15 protein-coding genes are annotated in these 16519 nt (G+C 44.3%); 7 read left to right on the forward strand and 8 right to left on the reverse strand.

Annotation, left to right across the window (positions count from 1 at the left end):
* Window positions 1-277 precede the first annotated feature (277 nt).
* The 7 genes from nfsB (at window position 278) to I6E61_RS10510 (ending at window position 8235) form a co-directional block, all read left to right on the forward strand.
* Window positions 278-934, forward strand: a complete 657-nt coding sequence (gene nfsB / locus I6E61_RS10480) for an oxygen-insensitive NAD(P)H nitroreductase (protein WP_194197736.1) — start codon at window positions 278-280, stop codon at window positions 932-934.
* A gap of 457 nt (window positions 935-1391) precedes the next feature.
* On the forward strand, window positions 1392-2063 hold the full coding sequence (locus I6E61_RS10485; protein WP_197134338.1) for a 2Fe-2S iron-sulfur cluster-binding protein: 672 nt from the start codon (window positions 1392-1394) through the stop codon (window positions 2061-2063).
* Complete coding sequence (locus tag I6E61_RS10490; protein WP_197134341.1) at window positions 2060-3052, forward strand: xanthine dehydrogenase family protein subunit M; 993 nt, start codon at window positions 2060-2062, stop codon at window positions 3050-3052. Before I6E61_RS10485 ends, I6E61_RS10490 begins: the two co-directional genes overlap by 4 nt.
* 2 nt (window positions 3053-3054) lie before the next feature.
* The gene (locus I6E61_RS10495; protein ID WP_197134344.1) at window positions 3055-5493 is read left to right on the forward strand and encodes a xanthine dehydrogenase family protein molybdopterin-binding subunit; all 2439 of its coding nucleotides are present in this window, start codon (window positions 3055-3057) and stop codon (window positions 5491-5493) included.
* Window positions 5494-5605: 112 nt separating this feature from the next.
* Entirely contained in the window at window positions 5606-6931 is a 1326-nt protein-coding gene (locus I6E61_RS10500) for an XdhC family protein (protein WP_197134347.1), read from the forward strand.
* Entirely contained in the window at window positions 6928-7632 is a 705-nt protein-coding gene (locus I6E61_RS10505; protein ID WP_197134349.1) for a nucleotidyltransferase family protein, read from the forward strand. The genes I6E61_RS10500 and I6E61_RS10505 overlap by 4 nt, the downstream gene beginning before the upstream one ends.
* Before the next feature lie 42 nt (window positions 7633-7674).
* A complete protein-coding gene (locus tag I6E61_RS10510; protein ID WP_197134351.1) occupies window positions 7675-8235 on the forward strand; it encodes a GNAT family N-acetyltransferase in 561 nt (186 codons plus the stop codon).
* A 127-nt stretch (window positions 8236-8362) separates the two neighbouring features.
* Here I6E61_RS10510 and I6E61_RS10515 read toward each other — a convergent pair whose 3' ends face one another.
* The 8 genes from I6E61_RS10515 to hutH all read right to left on the reverse strand — a co-directional run bounded on the left by I6E61_RS10515 (window position 8363) and on the right by hutH (window position 16518).
* Window positions 8363-8977: a hypothetical protein gene (locus I6E61_RS10515; RefSeq protein WP_197134353.1), complete on the reverse strand. Its 615-nt coding sequence runs from the start codon at window positions 8975-8977 to the stop codon at window positions 8363-8365.
* A 140-nt stretch (window positions 8978-9117) separates the two neighbouring features.
* Window positions 9118-9741, reverse strand: a complete 624-nt coding sequence (locus I6E61_RS10520; protein ID WP_197134355.1) for a hypothetical protein — start codon at window positions 9739-9741, stop codon at window positions 9118-9120.
* 256 nt (window positions 9742-9997) lie between these two features.
* Window positions 9998-10747: a PhnD/SsuA/transferrin family substrate-binding protein gene (locus I6E61_RS10525; protein WP_197134357.1), complete on the reverse strand. Its 750-nt coding sequence runs from the start codon at window positions 10745-10747 to the stop codon at window positions 9998-10000.
* A gap of 3 nt (window positions 10748-10750) precedes the next feature.
* Entirely contained in the window at window positions 10751-11245 is a 495-nt protein-coding gene (locus I6E61_RS10530) for a PAS domain-containing protein (protein ID WP_197134359.1), read from the reverse strand.
* Between the two features lie 177 nt (window positions 11246-11422).
* Window positions 11423-11785 carry a roadblock/LC7 domain-containing protein gene (locus I6E61_RS10535; RefSeq protein WP_197134373.1) on the reverse strand — a complete coding sequence of 121 codons (363 nt, stop codon included), beginning with the start codon at window positions 11783-11785 and terminating at the stop codon, window positions 11423-11425.
* Between the two features lie 705 nt (window positions 11786-12490).
* Window positions 12491-13843, reverse strand: coding sequence for an imidazolonepropionase (gene hutI / locus I6E61_RS10540; protein ID WP_197134376.1), 1353 nt, complete (start codon window positions 13841-13843; stop codon window positions 12491-12493).
* Between the two features lie 45 nt (window positions 13844-13888).
* Window positions 13889-14932 (reverse strand): formimidoylglutamase, encoded by a 1044-nt coding sequence (gene hutG / locus I6E61_RS10545; RefSeq protein ID WP_197134379.1) that lies wholly within the window; start codon window positions 14930-14932, stop codon window positions 13889-13891.
* 23 nt (window positions 14933-14955) lie between these two features.
* Window positions 14956-16518, reverse strand: coding sequence for a histidine ammonia-lyase (gene hutH, locus I6E61_RS10550; protein WP_197134382.1), 1563 nt, complete (start codon window positions 16516-16518; stop codon window positions 14956-14958).
* Window position 16519: the final 1 nt, after the last annotated feature.

A 16519-nucleotide genomic window follows, 5' to 3' on the forward strand; every position in this document is an offset into this window, starting at 1 on the left:
TAATCAGGTGAATACAATGCGCTCTGAGTGACTCATTTGCTCGCTAATGTTTGCTCGCTAGATTGCTATTGTTCATAGCTGCTTTTTTGCGATAAGGCAGTCAAAAATCAACCTCTGATAACAAAACGTATGAATATTTAACCAATCTGTCATGGCCATGAAATGGGTTTTTATCTACAGTAGCTTAGCCGACATGGGTAGTCATAACTTATAACCCACGCTAACACCAAGTATTTAGCAAATAATAAAAACTTAATATTCGATACAGGATACACAAATGAAAAACATTACTGAAGCAATGAACTGGCGCTACAGCACCAAAGAATTTGATACCAATAAGAAAATCTCAGCAGAAGATTTCCAAAGTCTAAAGGATATTTTACGTCTCAGTCCTTCGAGCACCAATATCCAACCTTGGCATTTTGTGATTGCTGATGATGAGGCTGGTAAAGCTCGTATCGCTAAAGGCACAGATGGCATGTATGAATTCAATACGGCAAAAGTAAAAGATGCCTCACATGTCATCGTATTCTGTAGTCGTGTCTATGCTGATGATGAGTTCTTGAATGAAATACTAGACAAAGAGGAAGCTGATGGTCGTTTTGCGGAACCAAAATTTAAAGAGCAGATGCACCAAGTGCGTAAGATGTTTTTGGACATTCGCCGTTATGAGCAAAAAGATGAACCGCACTGGTTGATAGAGCAGCTATATCTTAATATGGGCGCTTTGCTACTAGGAGCTGCGACCTTGGGTATTGATGCTGTGCCGATGGAAGGGGCGGATTTGAAAGCACTTGATGAAGAGTTTGATTTACGTAGCAAGGGCTATACGGCTGTTGCGGTCGTATCGCTTGGCTATCGTAGTGAAGATGACTTTAACGCTGAGCTGCCAAAATCACGCTTTGATGAAGAGACAATCATCACGAAAGCCTAATTAAGTAATTGCTAAGAAAATAGCTGCTTTAGTAAGTTCTAATGCATGGTTACTATATTTAAAGCGTTTATAAAAAAGCTCCATAGGCATTCGTCTATGGGGCTTTTTTACATTAAAAACTTATCTACTGTATTGATGAGGAGACTTAATTTGATAAGTGATTATGTCAAATAATAGTCAAATTATAGAAATGGATTTGAAGAATTTATGGGTTAAATTTGGTGATTATCAGCTAAAGGCGAATGGTAAATTTTATTAACGTAAATGATTATCAATCACCCTGCAGCTATTGGTAGCGCTCACTTTCAGAGACTGTTTTGGATTAAAAACTACACTGCAATCACTACAAAGTAAAAACAAAACAACCGTTTTCATCCGTCATAATAAATTTATTGACGCTATATTTACGAGGCGTTTTCATCACCCCATTATATTCATCTGCCAGCGAGAAGCCAGCATGTCTACTTTGACGTTAACCATCAATAAGCAAGATTATCAGCTCGAGAACCTTGACGCCCGTACGACACTGCTCGATGTCTGTCGTCAGCACCTACAAATTACTGGACCCAAAAAAGGCTGCGACCATGGTCAATGCGGGGCTTGTACGATGCTCATCAATGGTCGACGGGTAAATTCCTGTCTGACACTTGCAGTCATGCATGATGGTGATGAAATCACAACGATTGAAGGCATCGGGATGCCAGACTCATTATCAGCATTGCAACAAGCATTTAAAGACAACGACGCCTTTCAGTGCGGGTATTGCACGCCCGGTCAGATTTGTTCAGCGACAGCATTGATAGAGGAGATAAAGCAAAACTGGCCAAGCCATGTCAGCACAGACTTAAAAAATCCTGATAGTTTCCTTGTACAAGAAATCGCTGAGCGCATGAGCGGTAACATCTGTCGCTGTTCTGCTTATCCAAATATTATCAAAGCCATCTCGCAAGTGCTTGAGAGTCAGGTTTCAGAATCTAGTATTCAACCAACAGACAACGCAGTGCAAAACTCGAGCGTGACAGGTATCTGGTCACCGCCGCCTAGCGAGGCGCAACTCGGCAAACCCTCAGCAAATAATAAGACGGTAAATACTCAGACAGCAACTGCTACGACAGGAGGCCGCTCATGAAACGCTTTGAATATAGTCGTGCTGATGCACCAGAGCAAGCGGCAATATCTGCCAGTGCCAAAGATGCTTCCTTCATCGCAGGGGGTACCAATCTATTAGACCTCATGAAGCTAGAGATTGAGACCCCAATTAAATTGGTCGATATCACTCGTCTTGACTTAGAACAAGTTGAAACTACTGCTGATGGTGGTTTACGTATTGGCACGCTTGTGACCAATAGTGATTTGGCAGCGCACCCTGACGTTATTGCAAATTACCCAGTATTATCCCGAGCGATTTTGGCAGGAGCAACGGGTCAGCTGCGTAACAAAGCGACCACTGGCGGTAATTTCTTACAGCGTACTCGCTGTTATTACTTCTATCAAACAGACAGCGCCTGCAACAAACGTGAACCGGGGACAGGTTGTCCTGCTATCAATGGTGAGAACCGTACACTGGCTATTTTGGGCACAAGCGATGCGTGTATTGCTCAGCATCCCTCTGATATGGCAGTGGCCATGCGCTTACTGGATGCCACAATAGAGACAGTCAAAGCTGATGGATCGACTCGTTCTATCAATGTGAAAGACTTTTATTGCTTACCAAAAGATACGCCGCATATCGAAAACGTATTGGAAGCAGGCGAGCTTATCACTCACGTTGTATTACCTGCACCTATCAAAGGTATGCATACTTATGACAAAGTGCGTGATCGTGCTTCTTATGCCTTTGCACTGGTATCCTGTGCCGCAGTCATCGATGCTGATGATAGCGGTAATCTAAAGATGGTACGATTGGCATTTGGTGGTATCGGTACTGAGCCATGGCGTAATGAAGAAGTTGAGGCACTACTAACGGATACCGATGGCAATAGTGACATTATCGCGCAAGCCGCTGATCTGTTATTAAATGAGGCCAAAGGTAATGGTCAAAACGACTTTAAGATACCGCTCACGCGTCGCCTACTAAAACAAGTCATTCAGCGCGCACTAGCGGGCGAGGGAGCATAATCATGTCATTATTTGAATCAATCACTCAGACAGAACCGACCAAAAAAATGACCATGGATGAGCCTGTTGAGTCTTTGTTTAGCACAACAGCGAGTAAACTGGTTGGTAAGCCAATTAACCGTGTTGATGGCTCGTTAAAGGTTAGTGGTCAAGCGCACTATAGTGCCGAAATCCATTTAGACAATAAAGCGTACGGTGTCTTAGTCGGTGCGACCATTGCCAAAGGCCAAGTCGAGAATATCGATAGTAGCTCTTTAGACGGCATTCCTAATATTATCAAGGTCGTGACAGACCCTAAGCACTTTTTGCGTAACTCTCAGCAAGGTGGATTAAAAAAAGCGCCAAAGCAGGGCGCGACTGAGATTTTTTATCACGGTCAGCCTATCGCTGTGGTAATTGCTGAAACATTCGAAGCAGCAACAGAAGGGGCGAAGGCGCTTAAAGTCACTTACAAAGATGAGACTGAGCAAGCGGCATTGGATTTTACTAAAGAGCTGTCTAACGCCCATGCTGTCGATGAAAAAAAAGGCTCTGACAAAAACTATGTTCAAGGCGATCCTGAGCAAGGCTTAGCTGATGCTGAGGTAACGCTTGATCGCTTTTATCATACGCCAAGTCAAAACAGCTCTGCGATGGAGCCGCATGCGACATTGGCCCATTGGGAAGACGACAAGCTCGTTCTTTATACTGCCAATCAAATGCTCGCGTCTTGTAAGCAGCAAGTGATGGACGCGCTAGACTTAAATAAAGACCAAGTTCAGTTGATCGCGCATTATGTTGGTGGCGGGTTTGGTAGCAAGCTTGGTATTGCCCCTGAATCTATTGCTGCTGCTATCGCTTCAAAAGAGCTTGGACGTCCGGTATTGATTACAATGACCCGTCCACAAGTCATGGAAGCAACAGTCAGGCGCTCAAATACTCGTCAGCGTATTACCATCGGCTGTGATAAAGACGGTGTTATTGATACGCTGATTCACGATACCGTTTCTAGTAATTTGCCAGACGAGGCATTTTTTGAGCCGACCGCTTTGTCTACGCACTATCTATACCGTGGTAAAAATCGCCGTGTAAATTATGAATTGGTTGACATGAACCAAGTGCTATCAGGGTCGATGCGGGCGCCTGGTGAAGCGGTCGGTATGATTGCCGTTGAGTGTGCGATGGATGAATTGGCTTCACAATTAGAACTTGATCCTATTGAACTGCGTCGTCGCAACGAACCCGAAAAAGATCCTAGTAAAGACATTCCGTTTTCAACGCGCCAGCTGATTGCGTGTATGGAGCAGGGCGCTGAACAGTTCGGTTGGAGTCAGCGCAATGCCAAGCCAGCCAGTCAGTTAGAAGGTGACTGGTGGATAGGAACAGGCATGGCTGCTGCGGCACGTGGTAACCAACTGCAATCTTCTGAGGCACGCGCCACCTTGCAAGTAGACAAGTCAAAAGCGCTTGGTGTTAAAGCTGTTATTGAGACAGACATGACAGATATCGGTACAGGGTCTTATACCGTGTTCTCTCAGGTGGCTGCGGATTTACTAGGATTACCTATTGACCATATAGAAATGAAGCTGGGTGACAGTGCATTGCCGCCCGCATCAGGCTCTGGTGGTAGCTGGGGCGCAGCGAGTGCGGGTAGCAGTGTCTATCTTGCTTGTGAACAGTTGCGTGAGATGCTGGCAGAAAAAGTCGGTCTATACCCTGATACGATTCAGTTGGACAATGGTCAAATCAAGCAAATAGGTAAGCATGATCTGACTGCAGTAGAGACAGCCAAAGAGAACTGTCAAGCGTTCGCGGATACCACTATTGATAAGATATCAGAGACGACAGGAGTTTCATTTTCAGAGAATGTATTAGAAAAACAGTCAGCGTCAGAAAAATATGATTTTGAGAGTAAAGAATCATATACGCTTGCTGACGTGGTCGCAGGCTATGATGAGCAAAAAGTCAGTGCCAAAGGTCAGATAAAGCCAGGTAAAAATGGCAAGAAATATCGTCAGTCCTCTTTTGGTGCGAACTTCGCTGAAGTAGCTGTGCATAAAGTCACGGGCGAGATTAGAGTGAAACGTATGACTGGCGCATTTGCCGCAGGTCGTATTCTTAACCACAAGACAGCAACTTCGCAATGCTATGGCGGTATGGTATTTGGTATTGGTTCAGCGTTGATGGAAGAGGTCATCCACGATAAACGTGACGGTCGTCTGTGTAACCATGACCTTGCTGAGTACCATGTGCCAGTTAATGCTGATGTCCCGCAGTTGGATGTGATATTGGTTGAAGAGAATGATCCTTATACCAACCCGATGCATATCAAAGGTATCGGTGAGACTGCTATTGCAGGTGCCGCTGCAGCGATTGCTAACGCTATCTACAATGCCGTTGGTGTACGTGTTTATGATTTTCCGATTACGCTCGATAAGCTGCTTTACGAGATGCCAGAGTAATTTTTTAAGCCACATGTACGACAGGAACCCGCTTAATGAGCGGGTTTTTATAACTCAATCAGTAGTATCATTTCATCATTATCAAAAAAATAAACATCAAATAAGAGGTGTTATGAATCAGGTCGCTGACATTCTTAAGCTGGCACGTGAGGCTCAGCAACAAGGCATTGATGCTGTTTTGGCAACGGTCGTACGTACTGAGGGCTCAGCGTATCGCCGTGTTGGCGCGATGATGCTTATCTGTGAGGATGGTCGCTCAGTTGGGATGATTAGTGGGGGCTGCTTGGAGCCGCATATTATCAAACGCGCCTTTTGGATCACGCGTGACGGTGCCAATGTGCAAGTTTATCAGACCGGTGATGACATTGAATATGCTGAGGATGGCAAAGCGCAAGCAGGTGCTAAAGAAACTAAGTCTGATATATATAATAAGTCAGATAGCGATTTAGATGACGTTTTAGATGATGCGGACTTTGATGAGCTAAATTTCGGATTGGGCTGTAATGGGCGAGTGCATGTATTATTTGAGCGATTAGCAACGGCTGAGCCACTACTAGAGACCATCCGTAATGTTCGCCGTACTCAGCAGCTGATCACAGTGGCTACTTTAATTCGTGCTAACGACTATCAGCATCAAGATTCTATATCGCAAAACAGTGATAACTTGCGAATTGGGATGCGTATTAATTTAGATGAACACCGCAGTTTAGGAGGTATCTCAGAACAAGGGAAAACAGCTCTTTCAAGCATACTTGCCAATACTGTAGAAGAGTTAGCAGAATATAAGCTGTCTGATAAAAAGGCCGAATATGTGATAGTGGAAAACGGTAAGGTAACAACAGAATGGCTTGTGCAACGATTGCAACCACAAGTGCGTTTATTGATTTGCGGGGCGGGTAACGATGTGATGCCACTGGTGACCATGGCCAAGCTACAGGACTGGCATGTAACAGTTATAGATAGTCGCGCGCAATATGCAACTCGTATGCGTTTCCCTCAAGCGGATGCTGTGATGTCGCTACCTTTAGATGACAGTGAATCTTTGCTTGAGCTTAGCAACAACGCAGCAGTCGCTCTGATGTCACATAGCTTGAGTCAAGATCGTGCTCGCCTAGCAATACTGCTCAAGAATCCAGACAATTATAAATACTTAGGACAATTGGGGCCGCGCTATCGTACCGAACGCTTGATTAGTGAAATCAGCATAAATATTAGCAATCCTACTATGTTAGAAGCGGGCATTCGTAAATTGCATTATCCGATTGGTTATAAGCTGGGTGGAGATGGCCCTGAGGCACTTGCACTTGGCATCATGGCACAGATAAATGCCGTCATGCACAATCAAACCCCGCTAGAAGGCGGCTCGCACAATAATTCTTCAAATATCCTAGCGATGAGTAGTGAAATGGATGCTGGTATTATCCAGAGTGTTGTATGAGCAAGAGTGCATTTACAGAAAGTACTGAACGACAGCGCCAAAACCATGTGGTCATCATCTTGGCAAGTGGCCTCAGTCAGCGTCTTGGTCAACCTAAGCAGCTGCTCGTTAAGAATGGCGAGCCGTTGATTACTTATATGACTCGATTAGCACTGAACACTAACCCACAAGTTATCGTCGTTATAATTCCTGATAATAATCGTTCAATTTCCAGTGCGATTACAGAGTTAACTCTGCAGTATCCATCAATTCGAATAGTAATGAACCCAAAATCTGACACAGGTATGGCGCATAGTTTGAGTTTGGGTATTGAAACAATTGCTGCTCTTAAATCGACTTCAATCGATCGAGTGCTCATCATGGGAGTGGATCAAGTATTATTAGATGAGCCACATCTAACGGCTTTACTAGCAGGCGAGCAGACGGTAGTAGCCAGTCGCTATCACAGTTGGCAAGGTTTAGAGAAACACCAAAATCGAGATGAAATGGCACCTGATATCATTGGTCTGCCTCTAGCTATCAATTATAAGTTACTCAAACAGTGGCAGTCAGAGTTGATAGGCGACAAAGGGCTTCGCCACCTAATTAGAGGGTTGCCCGCTGAACAAATAGGTGAGGTCGATAATGACCAACTTAGCTACGATATTGACACACCGGAGCAGCTAACCTATGCAAAACAACAAAAGTGGCTTGATAGCTAGCCTGATTAATTTATTTGAACAGTATTCATTTTGAACAACGAAATGCGAGAGAATCAAATCATAAATACAATAGAAACCGAACGACTGTATCTTAGACAATGGCGAGCAAGTGATTTTGCGATATTCGCTGAAATTAATGCTGATCTTGACGTGATGAAGTATTTCCCTAAGCCATTATCACCAAAAGTGAGCGATGCGATAGCCAATAAATGCTTGCAGCTCATTGAAAATAAAGGTTGGGGGTTTTGGGCGGTCAGTCTAAAAGAGACAGATACTTTTATCGGTATGGTTGGCTTAAATGAAGCGCATGCCGATATGCCATTTGCACCTACTGTTGAGATTGCTTGGCGACTACACAAAGATTATTGGGGACAAGGTTATGCAACGGAGGCGGCACGGGCTTCATTAAATTTTGCATTTGAGGTATTAGAACTTGAGGAGGTCGTTGCCTTTACGGCTGTTATTAACAAGCACTCGCAACTGATCATGCAGCGCATTGGGATGAGTGATACACAACAAAACTTTTATCATCCAATGCTTGATTCTAATCATCGACTTGCTGAGCACGTTTTGTATAAGATTACTCCGGAGCAAAGATCGTGAGTGTGTTCTCAGTATATTTTCATTACTATGTGAGCATTACGAAATAGCAGTTCTAGAATAAGAGTGGAAAAAATAGGTAGTGTAGGATGCACTAAATATGAGGACGCGTTCTAGTTAAGAAATCTCCCTAGTTAAGAAACCTCAATCCAGAGGTTTTGAGTGCCCATACCAACTCTACAAAGGCGCGGCTATTCGTCAGAGGCTCGCCGTCAATGATAAGAACATAGCCTGAACCATCAATCCATAAGAATACAAAACTGGTCTCAGGAATTAGCAGGTCGACCTGCTGAAAAAATGAGATCGCTTGGCTTTCTACGGCCCATCCGCGTTGCTTTTGTCGTAGCATAAACCCTGAGAAGTCAGCCGCCGCCACACTGAGCATATCCGCTTCTTCTTGGCTGTAGCCAATACGTGCCAAGCAAAACCCTTCATCAGAGCCAATGGCAGCGCGGCGTTTGCCCGATAAGCTAGCAACCACATAAGGCAAAAACTGATCTAGTGGCAGATTGGGCGCTGGTAACAGGAGAGATAACTTCTCAATCCAACCTTGTTCTATGAAATTTTGCAGCCATTCATCAGAGTAACGTTCAAGCCAGTCGGCAGCGAGTAACGTCTGCGCATAGGATAACAAGTCTTGTAGTGATAGCTGCTCCCCAGTGGGCTCACCTTGTGAAAATGCCTCAAAAATACCGGCTGGAGTTAAAGTCAGATACGTTTTATCAGCATTTAAATAAGAAGACATAGCAGCTACCATTATGATGAAGGTTATAGAGTGGCGATAAATTAGGTTTTCATATAGTTGAGTTCAAATAATTTTGATACAAGGAAACCGAGTCCAAGTTATACATTAGTATGCTTAGCGAGGATGACGATGTAGCGAATTTATATGGATTTGACTATAGTTTGATCAAGGCGCTGTTGACAGTTATTCCAACGCGCATCGAATTGCCAGTCACTTTTGCCCAAGCGAAACCACACTAAGGAAAAAGCAAGGCGATCATTGCGAGCGATACAGTGTGCAAAGAACTCGTTTTCGACTTGCTCAATCGTACCCCAATCCTCATTAGTACGTGCTTGCATCAGCTCGGCTGTGATTTCTTTGGAGATTTCTTTGGCATCATCGCTACTGATACGTAGTCGTTGTTTTTGCTCATTGAGAGACGGCGATATCAATACACTCCAACGGGTCGCGAGCATGCTATTGCGTTGAATATATCTTTTTTTATCGATACAGTCGCGAAACCCTTGTTGAATATGAGGGTACAGGCGATCTTTGACACGAATGAACAGGTTATTTACATCATAAGGAATGTCATACCAGCAGCCATAAAAGAAGTCTGCAACAGCGCCTTGCAGCGGCTCTCTCTCAGTCAACAGTAGCGCCGCATTGATTCGTTGTTCATGAAAGTGACGGTTGTTGGGTGCCAAAAACACTTTGCGCGAGTATAAGCGGAATACTCTCCGCGCTTCCATCTCGTTTTCTTTAATAAGATCTGAATCAGACATAACAGTGTCCTTTGAGTCATGGTCGCTATATAGTCAAATTCATATAAATCCGCTACATCGTCATCCTCGCTAAGCATACTAATGTATAACTTGGACTCGGTTTCCTTGTATCGAAATTATTTGAATTCACTACAGTCAATTCCATATAAATCAGATAGATTGTCAGGCCTGTTCAGTCTACTGTTTATAGTGCTCTTACTTGTAGTGCTCTTACCTGTTTTCTCTTGCGTATGTAGCCCAGTGATTAGTCCAACTATTAGTCTAGCAGTGTCTGCATCAAATCTATCATGAACTCGGCATCTTCTTCAGTCATCGCTTCAAACCCTTGAGGCATACCAAGTTCGGCTAAGGCTTCTTTGCCATCATCATCATTGTGCAGATTGAGAATGGCTTCTATAAAGATGTCGGTATCAGGGAAGCCGTCTTTAATAAGTAGCACGTGGCTGATATCAGCCAAGTCACTTTCGATAAGTACGGAGAGCTGGGTCTTGGTCAGACGCGAAAAGCTATGAAAAATCTCTGCCAAGAAGAAAGCAGCTTGGGCATCCCCTTTAATGACTTTACGGGCAGCTGCCTGATAGGTTTCAGTAATGTCCCATGTTAGATCAGATTCTTCGATATCAACTGCTTCTAGTAATCGTAGACCAATCAGCTTGACATCTCGGTTGTCTGCCATAGCGACTGTAGCGCCAGCCTGAATGTCTTCTAAGTGATTAATGTCGCTATTTGCAGCAGCTGCAATGACCATCTCATCAGACTTTCCGATAGGGCGGGCGACGGCACGGTAGCCTTGCTCACGGATTAGGGTGGCTGCATCAAAAGGATTGGCGTAAATGACCTGAATGTCACCCGCATTAATGACTTGCTCTTGTTCGGCATGAGATGCAGGGATGTTCAAGTGCATATTTAAGTTGGCACGTTTTTGAATCAACGTATTGAACATGTGCCAGCCTGCAAAACGCTCAGGCGAAAAATCTGGGGCGATTAACATATTGTGTGTCGTCATGATTTAGCCTTCCTCGTTTTGTTTCATTTGGGCATATTGCGCCATTGCCGCTTCTATTTTGCTGCGTGATGGCTTGCGTCGTACTGACGTGTAGCCTACGGTTTCGCCGTGACGAACGTTAGGTACGACGGTTGCATAGACCCAATAATGACTACCATCTTTGCATAAGTTTTTGACATAGCCATGCCATTTTTGTCCTGCTGTGGCAGTGTCCCACAGATTTTTGTAAGCCGCCTTTGGCATGTCAGGATGGCGCAGAATATAATGCTGCTGGCCAATCAACTCATCGACATGGTAACCGCTAATCTGAACAAAAGCATCGTTGACGTGTGTCAGTATGCCATCCAAATCGGTACGCGATACAATCAACTTACCATCTGGATAAGGACGTTCGATACCCGTGTCATAGACAGTACGTGACGTGCCATCATGGTAAGTCAGGGTAAGCTGTTCGGCAGGCATATCAGGCTTGTGTGCATCAGGGATTGGAGAACCCATGGTCATCTCCTTCATTGGTCGTTATGTAGTCAATCCTGCATAAATTGGATACGGTGTCAGCCTTGCTTAGTCTACTATTTGTAGAACTTTCACTCGACTTCCTCGTGTCCAAATTATATTGAATCGACTATGTTTATAGTAATTAAAAAGCTAATAAATTCGATAAGCAGTCGCCAATCAAATGAGCTTTGCAAGGGCTTCTGAGGCACGTTTGATATCTAAGAATATCAAACCAAGCTTGGCATTGGGTTTTGCCATAATAGTGAGTACCGCTTCATCTCCCGATGACGTCATAATAACGTAGCCTTTTTCACCTTGAATCATAATACGATCGATACGACCACGCGCCAACTCACGACCTGCACGATCACCCAACGATAATAATGCTGCTGACATAGCACCCACACGGTCTTCATCGACGCCAGTTGGAAGAGCCGAAGCAATCATCAGACCATCGTTAGAGATTAGGGCAGATGCTTCAACATCTGCTGATGAGCTGTTTAAGTCTTCCAATATCTGTTGAAATGAGTCTGTACGCATATCGCTTTCTCTATGATAAGTGGTGGGTTGTTTAAGTAAAAAAACTGGTTAACTATATCCTTGCTTTAAGAAAGGTATTATAATTCCTTACTAATAATATTGATATAGGAATCTCCTATTTAAATTGGAAATATGGAGGTTTTTTGCCATTAATCTTTGACTAATAATCCTTTAATTTATAGTTTTTATGAGAAATCTGATAGAGAACAATTGCTTAGCCTAGGTTTCTGATAAAGTTACTTAAGATGAAATTAGTTATATTATTAAAATTTATTTCAGGTTAGATTTATAGTCAGCGAACTACTAAATCGCTGCGGCGTTACCCTTCCTAGAGGTACGATATGTAAAATCTGCGGTCGGCTGCCTTGTAACTGTTTTAGGTTTCTTTGACTATAGTATTTTCACTTGCTTTTTTTCTCCTCAAATTTTTGGAAATGACATAGGATAAGGACTTGTTGATTATCATAAGTAGCAAAGCCCCAATCATTTAATGACTGGGGCTTTTTTAATTACGATGAATAAAGTTTTATTAACTAGGGCGTGTCATCAATTAGATTGTGAGGCTTAAAATGAGAAAAATTGTAGATAAACAAGGAAGAAATTGCCGTTAATATGAATATATTGACGAAATTACTGACGATATTTAGCAAAATTTAGCCATTTTAAGGCCACTAAATATATTAATGTGCTAATTGATGACACGCCCTAGATGGTCTCGCGCCATTTACCTTGAACCATGATGCCTTGGATAGGGTTTAAGCCCATCTGATAGGCCAAGTCAGCAGGGCGAGCAATATCCCACAGTGCTAAATCAGCATCACAGCCTACTTCGATTTTTCCTTTATTAGGTAGCCCTAACGCCTGTGCTGCATAGACGGTCGAGCCTGCCAGTACTTCTTCGGGTGTCAGGTAAAACAGCGTACAGCCCATGTTCATCGCTAATAAAAGCGACGTTAACGGTGAGGTGCCAGGGTTACAATCGGTTGAAATCGCCATGGGAACCTGATGTTTGCGTAAGGCTTCAATCGGTGGCAAATTGGTATCACGTAGCGTATAAAACGCCCCTGGCAATATCACGGCAATGGTATTGCTATCCGCCATTTTTTTGATGTCTTCTTCTGATAAATGCTCTAGATGGTCGCTCGATAGCCCTTTATATTCGGCAACCAGAGCGCTACCGCCGATATCAGACAGTTGCTCAGAATGCAATTTGACTGGTAGATCCAATGAGCGCGCCATTTCAAACACTCGTCTGATTTGCTCAGTACTAAAGGCGATGTTTTCACAGAAGCCGTCGACCGCATCGACCAAACCTTCTGAATGCAATATTGGTAGCCACTCGCAAACTTGCTCGATATAGTCATTCGAGAGATCCTGCATGTGAGACTTGTATTCAGGTGGTAGGGCATGCGCTGCTAGGTAAGAGGTGCTCACATGAATATCGTATTTTTCTCCTAGCTGACGGGCGACCGTGAGCATTTTGCGCTCAGTGTCTAAGTCTAAGCCATACCCAGACTTAATTTCGATACTGGTGACACCTTCTTTCATAAGTGCGAGTAAACGTTTTTCACTTTGTGCAAATAGCGATTCAATACTGGCGGCGCGGGTAGCACTCACCGTCGCGACAATACCGCCGCCTTGTGCAGCGATGTCTTGATAGCTAGCGCCTTGCAATCGCGCTTCGAACTCATTGCTACGGTTGCCACCATAAACGATATGAGTATGACAGTCGATAAGTCCCGGGGTTATCCATTTACCCTCCACATCAGTGAGTTGGCTAGCTTGATATTTAGGCAAATGAGCAGTGATTTGATCCTGTGTACCAATCCAAGAAATTTTACCACTTTTAATACCGATAGCCGCGTTATGTAGTTGACCGTATGGGATGCTATCAGCATGCTCATTTTCATCATCACTTGTATCAATACCAAAACCATGCTGCGCTGAAAAGGTCGCAATATTGGCGTTAATAATGATGTGGTCAAATGATGTCATAGTAGACTCGTCTAGCGTCTGTTCTGTAGAGTTTTTCAAGACGGAGTTCTCTGATTCATTCATAGTATGCTCCTAATTATTGGGAGGCGAGTAACCTGTGTGTAAGACCTAATCGTTAAGTAAGTACTGCTCTACAATAGTCGCTAGCAGTCGAGCAGCAACTTTGCAGCTACGACTATCAACGTCAAAAGTAGGGTTGATCTCAGCAATGTCTACCATTTTTACTTTGCCTGATGCCATGATGGTTTTTACCATACGCTCAACGAAAACCAGCTCAATACCAAAGGCAGCAGGTGCACTCACTCCTGGGACGACACTAGATGGTAGGCAGTCCATATCGATGGTTAGATATATTATATCGACCTGATCCACAAAGCTTTTGACCTGCTTAGCAAGTGTATCCCAAGGCTGATAATGGCAGTCTTCATCGCTAATGACTTGTACGCCCAATTGCTCAGCGCGATCAAAGAGCGCCGCCGTATTAGAGAATCGACTGACGCCGATACAGCAATAATGAAAAGGCTGATTATTTGCATCAAGGTGCTCGGCAATCTGGCGAAAAGGTGTACCAGAGGTTGCTACATCAGACTGACGAATATCAAGATGAGCATCAAAATTAATAATCCCGATAGTAGGCTTGGCATTTGCTTCGCTTGTATTTTCTAATGCCTGCCACAATCCTAAAAAGCTACCATAAGCAATGGCATGACCACCGCCAAGCCCGATGGGAAGTCCACCTTGCTTAACGATAGTGCTCACTTCATCAGCATACTTTAGCTGAGCTTGCTCAAGAGAGCTCTCGGCAAAGCAATCATTATCATCACAATGAATGTCGCCAGCATCACCAAATAAGGTTGATAATTGTCCATCAAAACGTTGTTGTAATTCAGCGATGACTGGCAGCGTAGCAAAAGCTCGACGAATCAATGGTGGGGCAGCTCTAGCACCCACGCGCCCTTGATTGCGTCTGACGCCTTGATCACAGGCAAAGCCAATTAGCCCAATATTTTGATCCTCATAAGGCTGAGCAAGCTGATACCAATAACAGGCGCGCGCAGTCTCAAACGGCTCTGCGCGTCCTGTCCATTGGGTCATATCAGCAGGTGTATGGCTAATATTTGTAGTCGTTGCTGTTGTTCTCGCTATTATCATCGCTGATCTCCGCACATCGATATTTATTTAGACTCGTACCAATCGCTGCGTAGTGACTGCCAATGTTCAGCAAGCGTACCGTCTAATACCAATTGCTTGGCTGCTTCGATATCAGGGGCGAGGTAGCGATCCTTATCATAAAAAGTCACTTGCTCACGTAATTTCTGATGCGCGACTGTCAAGGGCTCTGACGTATCTAGTCCACGATGGAAATCGATACCTTGACCGGCAGCCAATAGCTCTATACCAATGATAGTCGCGGTGTTTTGCGCCATCTCGTATAGGCGGCGTGCGCAATAGGTCGCCATAGACACATGGTCTTCTTGGTTAGCAGAAGTCGGAATGCTATCGACGCTACCAGGGTGAGCGATAGCTTTGTTTTCTGAAGCCAGTGCTGCCGCGGTCACATGAGCAATCATAAAGCCTGAGTTCACCCCAGCGTTATCCACCAAGAATGGTGGCAGACCACCTGATAGCGTCGCATCGATTAGCAAAGCGACACGGCGCTCAGACATAGAGCCAATCTCGGCGATTGCCAAGGCTAAAATATCTGCGGCAAAGGCGACAGGCTCGGCATGGAAGTTGCCACCTGATATGGCGACAGGGCCATCTTCGTTATTAAAGATAAGTGGGTTGTCGGTCACCGCATTAGATTCGATCAATAGCGTTTTACCGGCTTGGTTGATGATATCGAGACAGGCACCCATGACTTGCGGCTGACAACGCAGGCAGTAAGGATCTTGAACTCTATCGTCTTGCTCGCCATCGTGTGAGGCACGAATAGCACTGCCTTTGATTAATTGACGGTGTGCTTTGGCTATTTCGATTTGACCATGATGGCCACGCACTTCATGGATACGGGCATCAAACGGTGAGTCTGATCCTTTAGCAGCATCAATCGATAGTGAGCCTACAATGGTGGCAGTCTCAAGCAAATCACGCGCTAAGAAATAACCCCGTAATGCTAGAGCAGTTGATACTTGCGTGCCATTGATAAGCGCGAGGCCTTCTTTGGCTGCAAGAGTAATAGGCTCAAGTCCATGCTGGGCTAGGGCATCAGCAGCTGGCACTTTTTTACCAGCAACAAAGACATCACCTTCTCCCATCATTGCAAGTGTCATGTGTGACAACGGTGCTAAGTCACCAGATGCGCCAACTGAACCTTTGGCTGGGATATTTGGTGTGATTTGATTATTGATTAATCCAAGTAAACTATCAACCACCTCGCGGCGTACGCCAGAGACACCTTGTGCCAAACTGGCAACTTTCATTACCATAATTAATCGAACCACACCGTCTGGCAACGCTTCACCAGTGCCCACTGAGTGAGAAACGATTAGGTTACGCTGAAGTAGCTCAAGTTGGTCATCACTGATACGTGTCTTTGCTAACAGGCCAAAACCAGTATTGATACCATAAGCGCTTTTGTCTCGTGCAATGATAGTGCGTACATCTTCGTGCGAGGCGTCTATTGCCTCGTAGGAACTTTCAGGCAATGTCAATATGACAGGCTGCTCATAGATATCACGTAGCATTTTAAAGCTAAGCTGGCGAGGATGTAGGGTTAGTTGTTTGATATTGTTCATA

The organism is Psychrobacter sp. NZS113, assembly GCF_015864825.1.
GTDB lineage: Bacteria > Pseudomonadota > Gammaproteobacteria > Pseudomonadales > Moraxellaceae > Psychrobacter.

Excerpts from the sequence above, each read along its gene's own strand:
- nfsB (WP_194197736.1), top strand. The coding sequence starts at position 278 with ATGAAAAACATTACTGAAGCAATGAACTGGCGCTACAGCACCAAAGAA.
- I6E61_RS10485 (WP_197134338.1), top strand. The coding sequence starts at position 1,392 with ATGTCTACTTTGACGTTAACCATCAATAAGCAAGATTATCAGCTCGAG.
- I6E61_RS10490 (WP_197134341.1), top strand. The coding sequence starts at position 2,060 with ATGAAACGCTTTGAATATAGTCGTGCTGATGCACCAGAGCAAGCGGCA.
- I6E61_RS10495 (WP_197134344.1), top strand. The coding sequence starts at position 3,055 with ATGTCATTATTTGAATCAATCACTCAGACAGAACCGACCAAAAAAATG.
- I6E61_RS10500 (WP_197134347.1), top strand. The coding sequence starts at position 5,606 with ATGAATCAGGTCGCTGACATTCTTAAGCTGGCACGTGAGGCTCAGCAA.
- I6E61_RS10505 (WP_197134349.1), top strand. The coding sequence starts at position 6,928 with ATGAGCAAGAGTGCATTTACAGAAAGTACTGAACGACAGCGCCAAAAC.
- I6E61_RS10510 (WP_197134351.1), top strand. The coding sequence starts at position 7,675 with ATGCGAGAGAATCAAATCATAAATACAATAGAAACCGAACGACTGTAT.
- I6E61_RS10515 (WP_197134353.1), bottom strand. The coding sequence starts at position 8,977 with ATGTCTTCTTATTTAAATGCTGATAAAACGTATCTGACTTTAACTCCA.
- I6E61_RS10520 (WP_197134355.1), bottom strand. The coding sequence starts at position 9,741 with ATGTCTGATTCAGATCTTATTAAAGAAAACGAGATGGAAGCGCGGAGA.
- I6E61_RS10525 (WP_197134357.1), bottom strand. The coding sequence starts at position 10,747 with ATGACGACACACAATATGTTAATCGCCCCAGATTTTTCGCCTGAGCGT.
- I6E61_RS10530 (WP_197134359.1), bottom strand. The coding sequence starts at position 11,245 with ATGGGTTCTCCAATCCCTGATGCACACAAGCCTGATATGCCTGCCGAA.
- I6E61_RS10535 (WP_197134373.1), bottom strand. The coding sequence starts at position 11,785 with ATGCGTACAGACTCATTTCAACAGATATTGGAAGACTTAAACAGCTCA.
- hutI (WP_197134376.1), bottom strand. The coding sequence starts at position 13,843 with ATGAATGAATCAGAGAACTCCGTCTTGAAAAACTCTACAGAACAGACG.
- hutG (WP_197134379.1), bottom strand. The coding sequence starts at position 14,932 with ATGATAATAGCGAGAACAACAGCAACGACTACAAATATTAGCCATACA.
- hutH (WP_197134382.1), bottom strand. The coding sequence starts at position 16,518 with ATGAACAATATCAAACAACTAACCCTACATCCTCGCCAGCTTAGCTTT.